The organism is Streptococcus suis (assembly GCF_002960425.1).
Lineage (GTDB): Bacteria > Bacillota > Bacilli > Lactobacillales > Streptococcaceae > Streptococcus > Streptococcus suis_S.
Map to the genome: position 1 here is coordinate 1 of NZ_POIZ01000088.1, position 461 is coordinate 461.

1 protein-coding gene is annotated in these 461 nt (G+C 45.8%); it reads left to right on the forward strand.

The features are described 5' to 3' along the window. On the forward strand, positions 1-461 hold a 461-nt coding region (locus tag C1G57_RS11175; protein ID WP_419579860.1), incomplete at both ends, for a mucin-binding protein.

The window sequence follows — 461 nt, forward strand, 5'->3', positions numbered from 1 at the left end:
GTTGAAACGCTGACCTACAAACGTACTGCGACCGTTAACCTAGTGACTAAAGAAGTGACTTATGGTGACTGGACCTCAACTGATGATGACTTCGACAAAGTAGACACACCAGCTATTGCAGGTTACACACCAGACAAGGCAAGTGTCGAAGCTGTTCAGGATGTTCCGGCAACTGATCCAGACACTGAAGTTATCGTTAGATATGTGAAAGATGCCCAAAAAGCTACCATCACTTACCAAGATGAAGGTGGCAAACAGCTAGGTGCTGTGGATGAGGTGACTGGTAAGTCAGGTGAGCCAATCAGCTACACCACAACAGCTCGTATTACAGAGTTAACAAACCAAGGCTATGAAGTGGTTCGTGATGACTTCACCAAAGACGGTGGACAAGTCTTCGATACTGACAAGGCTATCGACCAAGCCTTCACTGTTGTTGTGAAAGCTAAAACTGTTACAGTCAC